Source organism: Modestobacter excelsi (assembly GCF_005930495.1).
GTDB lineage: Bacteria > Actinomycetota > Actinomycetes > Mycobacteriales > Geodermatophilaceae > Modestobacter > Modestobacter excelsi.
This window is the reverse complement of record NZ_SJEX01000141.1, coordinates 1-5492: the sequence shown is the minus strand read 5'-3', so window position 1 is coordinate 5492 and position 5492 is coordinate 1. Positions and strand designations below refer to the sequence as shown.

5 protein-coding genes and 1 pseudogene are annotated in these 5492 nt (G+C 75.7%); all 6 read left to right on the top strand.

Annotation, left to right across the window (positions count from 1 at the left end):
• Window positions 1-564: pseudogene (locus tag FHL80_RS24760) on the top strand (hypothetical protein); the annotation flags it as partial.
• 34 nt (window positions 565-598) lie between these two features.
• Window positions 599-973: a phosphoribosyl-AMP cyclohydrolase gene (gene hisI / locus FHL80_RS24755; RefSeq protein ID WP_138735982.1), complete on the top strand. Its 375-nt coding sequence runs from the start codon at window positions 599-601 to the stop codon at window positions 971-973.
• Window positions 970-2475 (top strand): anthranilate synthase component I, encoded by a 1506-nt coding sequence (locus FHL80_RS24750; RefSeq protein ID WP_246078941.1) that lies wholly within the window; start codon window positions 970-972, stop codon window positions 2473-2475. Before hisI ends, FHL80_RS24750 begins: the two co-directional genes overlap by 4 nt.
• Window positions 2472-3131 carry a TIGR02234 family membrane protein gene (locus FHL80_RS24745; protein WP_246078940.1) on the top strand — a complete coding sequence of 220 codons (660 nt, stop codon included), beginning with the start codon at window positions 2472-2474 and terminating at the stop codon, window positions 3129-3131. The genes FHL80_RS24750 and FHL80_RS24745 overlap by 4 nt, the downstream gene beginning before the upstream one ends.
• A 288-nt stretch (window positions 3132-3419) precedes the next feature.
• Complete coding sequence (trpC, locus tag FHL80_RS24740; protein WP_138735981.1) at window positions 3420-4229, top strand: indole-3-glycerol phosphate synthase TrpC; 810 nt, start codon at window positions 3420-3422, stop codon at window positions 4227-4229.
• A gap of 89 nt (window positions 4230-4318) precedes the next feature.
• Window positions 4319-5492: tryptophan synthase subunit beta (trpB, locus tag FHL80_RS24735; RefSeq protein ID WP_138735980.1), on the top strand; the 1174-nt coding region annotated here is incomplete at its 3' end.

The following is a 5492-nucleotide window of genomic DNA, read 5'->3' as shown; positions in this document are numbered from 1 at the left end:
GTCCAGTACCCGCCCGCCCGGTACCCGGCCGTCCCGTACCCGCAGCAGTTCGGGGCTCCGCCGTCCTGGGGGCCGCCGCCGTACGCGCCCCCCGGGTACCCGCCGCCGGGCTGGGGCTGGGCGCCTCGCCCTCCCCAGCGCCCCGGCTCGGTCATCGCCGCTGCCGTGATCGCGTTCGCCTCCACGCTGCTGGTGCTGCTCGGCACCGTGTACGCGATGGCCTTCAGCGCGCTGCTCAACCTGTCCCGCGGCCCGGACGCCGGCGTCGGCAGCTGGGTGGCGGTCGTCCAGCTCGCGCTCGCCGCGCTGCTCGTGGTCGGCGGCGTCCGGGCGCTGGGCGGGGACCGTCGCTGGCTGCTCGTCGCGGCGGCCGCGCAGCTGGCGATGAGCGTCTACTGGCTCGTCGTGCTGACCGGTGTCGCGCCCTCGACGGTCAACGGCAGCGTCGCCGTGCTGCCCGTGCTCTACGGCCTGCTCGCCCTCGTCGCCGGCGGGCTGCTCGTCCTGCCCGACGCCCGCTCCTGGGTCGCGCGGCGCCCGGCGCCGACGGACGCGGGCGGCTGACCGGGGCGGACCGGCAGGGTGGGACGATCGGGGCATGTCCGCCCCCGCCCCCGACACCGAGCTGGACCCGGCGGTCGCCGCGCTGCTGCGCCGTGACCCGGCCGGGCTGGTCGCCGCCGTGGTCCAGCAGCACGACACCGGCGAGGTGCTCATGGTCGCCTGGATGGACGACGAGGCGCTGCGCCGCACCCTGACCACCGGCCGGGCCACCTACTGGTCCCGCAGCCGGGAGGAGTACTGGGTGAAGGGCGAGACCTCGGGGCACCGGCAGTGGGTGCGCGACGTCCGGCTGGACTGCGACGGCGACGCCCTGCTGCTGCAGGTCGACCAGGAGGGCCCGGCCTGCCACACCGGCGAGCGCAGCTGCTTCCACCGCCCGCTGCCCGCCGTCGCCGGGGCACCGGCGTGAGCTTGGAGCTGGGCGCGACCTCCCCGACCCGTGAGGAGTTCGGCGCCCTCGACGCGGCCGTCGTCCCGGTCACCCGCCGGCTGCTGGCCGACAGCGAGACCGCGGTCGGCATCTACCGCAAGCTGGCCGGGAACCGGCCCGGCACGGTGCTGCTGGAGTCCGCCGAGCAGGGCAAGCAGTGGTCGCGGTACAGCTTCGTCGGCGTGCGCAGCGCCGGGGTGCTGACCGAGCGGGACGGGACGACGGTGTGGCTCGGCGACGCCCTGACCGGGCTGACCGACGACCTCCCCGCGGACCCGCTGGCCGCCGTCCGCACGCTGGCCCGCCGGCTGCGCTCGCCCCGGACGGCCGGGCTCCCACCGCTGACCGGGGGGCTGGTCGGCTACCTCGGCTACGACGTCGTCCGCCGGCTCGAGCGGCTGCCGCGGACCGCGACCGACGACCTCGGCATGCCCGAGCTGGCGCTCATGCTCGTCACCGACCTCGCTGTGCTCGACCACACCGACGGCACCGTGCTGCTCATCGCCAACGTGGTGGGCGGGGGACTGGACGGCTACGACGACGCGGTCACCCGGCTCGACGCGATGGCCACCGAGCTGACCAAGGCGGTGCCGCCCGCGGTGGCCACGGTGTCGGCCGCCCAGGTGCCGCCGGTGACCAGCAACATGGCGCCCGGGGTGTTCGAGGACGGGGTCGAGCGGGTGCGCGAGCACGTCCGCGCCGGCGACGTCTTCCAGACCGTGCTCAGCCAGCGCTTCGAGCTGGAGACCGCGGTCGAGGCGCTCGACCTCTACCGGGTACTGCGGGCCACCAACCCCTCGCCGTACATGTACCTGCTCCGCTTCGCCGGCCGGGAGTCGCCGTTCGACGTCGTCGGCTCCTCCCCGGAGGCGCTCGTCACGGTCACCGGCGACCGGGCCGTGGTGCACCCGCCGGCCGGCACCCGGCCCCGCGGCGCGACGCCCGAGGACGACGTCCGGCTCACCGAGGAGCTGCTCGCCGACCCCAAGGAGCGGGCGGAGCACGTGATGCTGGTCGACCTGGCCCGCAACGACCTCGGCCGGGTGAGCGTGCCGGGCACCGTGGAGGTCGCCGACTTCATGCGGGTCGAGCGGTACAGCCACGTCATGCACCTGGTGTCCACCGTCGGTGGCCAGCTCGAGCCCGGCCGGGACGCGCTCGACGTCTTCGACGCCACCTTCCCGGCCGGCACCGTCTCCGGAGCCCCCAAGCCGCGGGCGATGGAGGTCATTGAGTCCCTGGAGCCCACCCGCCGCGCGCTGTACGCCGGCACCGTCGGCTACGTCGACGCCAGCGGTGACATGGACATGGCGATCGCCATCCGCACCGCGGTGCTGCACGACGGCCGCGCGTACGTGCAGGCCGGCGCCGGGGTCGTCGCCGACAGCGACCCCGCGACCGAGGAGGCGGAGACCCGGCACAAGGCCCGGGCCGTGCTGACCGCGATCGCGACGGCGGAGGGGCTGCGGGAGCTCCGGTGAGCGGAGCGTCTCGCGGCAGCGATGCCGCAGCCACGGTGGGCAAGCCCTCGACCCGGCGGGAGCTCACCGTCGCGGTGCTGCTGTGCGCGCTGTCCGGCGGGCTGGCGCTGTCGTCGTCCTCGCAGCCGTGGGCGGACGTGACGATCACCCGCGAGGCGCCGCTGCCCCCGACGTCGGAGGTGCTCAGCGGCAGCCAGGCGGCCCCGCTGGTCGGCGCCTGCGGCCTGCTGCTGCTCGCGGCCGCGGTCGCGGTGATCGCCGTCCGCGGCGTCGGCCGGATCGCCGTCGGACTGGTCGTCGCGGTCGCCGGAGGGGTCCTCGGGTGGTCGGGCCTGCGCGGCGTCACCGGCGGGCTGGACCTGGACGCCACCGACGTCAGCTCCGCCGTGGGGCTGGGCCGCGCGCAGGTGACCAGCGACCCGGTGGTCGGCTGGGCCGCACTCGCGCTCGTCGCCGGGGTGCTCGCCGTCCTCGCCGGGCTGCTCGTCGTGCTGCGCGGGCGCTCGTGGCCGGGCATGGCACGCCGCTACGAGCGCGCCGGCGCCCCGGCCCGGACGACCCCGGCCCCGTCCCGGCCCCGCCGGCCGGAGTCCCCCGAGGACCGGCACCAGGCGGCGTGGAAGGCCCTGGACCGCGGCGACGACCCGACCGTGTGAGGAAGGACCCCGTCCTCCTCACCCCTCGCAAGCTCGGGGCGAGCCTCTGGACGGGGCCGTTCCAGCACGTCACCCCGGGGCCGTTCCAGCACGTCACCCCGGGGCCGTTCCAGCACGTCACCCCGGGGCCGTTCCAGCACGTCACCCAGCCCTGTACAGCAGGGGCCCGCAGGTGGGCTCCCCGCCCCCCGGAGGGAACCGGACCGGCACGTCTCTAGAGTGATCTCACCGATCCGAGTGGTGAGGGGACGCGGTCATGACACATGCTGAGCGGTTCGAGGAGGGCTCGTGAGCGTCCTCGACGACATCCTGGACGGCGTCCGTGACGACGTCGCCGCCCGGCAGGCTGCCGTCCCGCTGGCCGACGTGCAGGCAGCCGCCCGCGACGCCCGGCCCGCCCTGGACGCCCTCGCGGCGCTGCGCGCCCCCGGTGTCGGGGTCATCGCCGAGGTGAAGCGGCGCAGCCCGAGCAAGGGCTCGCTCGCCGAGATCACCGACCCCGCCGCCCTCGCCGCCCAGTACTCCGCCGGCGGCGCCCGGGTGATCAGCGTGCTCACCGAGGGCCGCCGGTTCGGTGGCTCGCACGCCGACCTGGCCGCCGTCCGCGCCGCCGTCAACGTGCCGGTGCTCTGCAAGGACTTCGTGGTGAGCAGCTACCAGGTGCACGAGGCGCGGGCGCACGGCGCCGACGTGGTGCTGTTGATCGTGGCCGCGCTGGACCAGAACACGCTGACCGGGCTGCTGGAGCGGGTCGAGTCCCTCGGCATGACCGCGCTGGTCGAGGTGCACGACGAGGCCGAGGCCGACCGGGCGCTGTCGGCCGGGGCCTCGGTGATCGGGGTCAACGCCCGCGACCTCACCACGCTGAGCGTCGACCGCGGCACCTTCGAGCGGATCGCCCCCGGGCTGCCCAGCGGGGTGGTCAAGGTCGCCGAGTCCGGCGTCCGCGGCCCGCACGACCTGATCAGCTACGCCGGCGCCGGGGCGGACGCCGTCCTGGTCGGGGAGGGCCTGGTCACCGCTGGCGACCCGCGCCAGGCGGTCGCCGACCTGGTCACGGCCGGGTCCCACCCGGCGACCCCGCGCGCCGCCCGCTGAGGAGGGCCCTCCCGGCCCCCCACCCCTGGCAGGCTCGCGGCGGGACCCTGCAGGAGGGCCGACGGCGGGGAGGTCCCTAGTCTTGGGGCATGACCCTCTCCGCGCACGCCCCGGCCCCTGACGTCCCCGACGCCACGGCGCGCCCGGAGTGGCCGGACGCGACCGGGCACTTCGGCGTCTACGGCGGCCGGTTCGTCCCCGAGGCGCTGGTCGCCGCGCTCGACGAGCTCACCGAGGCCTACGAGGCGATGCGGGTCGACCCGGAGTTCATCGCGGAGTTCGCCCGGCTGCAGCGGGACTACACCGGCCGGCCGAGCCCGGTCACCGAGGTGGCACGGTTCGCCGAGCACTGCGGCGGGGCCCGGGTGCTGCTCAAGCGCGAGGACCTCAACCACACCGGCTCGCACAAGATCAACAACGTGCTGGGCCAGGCACTGCTCACGAAGCGGATCGGCAAGACCCGGGTGATCGCCGAGACCGGCGCCGGGCAGCACGGGGTGGCGACGGCGACCGCCGCGGCGCTGATGGGGCTGTCCTGCACCGTGTACATGGGCGAGGAGGACACCCGCCGGCAGGCCCTCAACGTCGCCCGGATGCGGCTGCTGGGCGCCGAGGTCATCCCGGTCACCACCGGGTCGCGCACCCTCAAGGACGCGATCAACGAGGCGTTCCGCGACTGGGTGACCAACGTGGAGACGACCAACTACGTCTTCGGCACCGTCGCCGGCCCGCACCCCTTCCCGACCATGGTCCGCGACTTCCAGCGGGTGATCGGCGACGAGGCCCGCGAGCAGGTCCTCGAGCGCGAGGGCCGGCTGCCCGACGTCGTCCTGGCCTGCGTCGGGGGCGGTTCCAACGCCATCGGCATCTTCACCGCGTTCGTGCCCGACGAGGGCGTCCGGCTGGTCGGCCTGGAGGCCGGCGGGGACGGCGTGGACACCGGCCGGCACGCGGCCACCATCACCGGCGGCGACCCCGGGGTGCTGCACGGCGCCCGGTCCTACCTGCTGCAGGACGACAACGGCCAGACCATCGAGTCGCACTCGATCTCGGCCGGCCTGGACTACCCGGGTGTCGGCCCCGAGCACGCCTTCCTGCACGACATCGGGCGCGCGGAGTACCGGCCGGTCACCGACGCCGAGGCGATGGAGGCCTTCGCGCTGCTCTGCCGCACCGAGGGCATCATCCCAGCGATCGAGTCCGCGCACGCCCTCGCCGGGGCGATGGTGGTCGGGCGGGAGCTCGGGTCGCGGGGGGCTGGCG

What these genes read in the sequence shown, in the direction of transcription:
- hisI (WP_138735982.1), top strand. Translation starts at nt 599, where the DNA reads ATGTCCGCCCCCGCCCCCGACACCGAGCTGGACCCGGCGGTCGCCGCG.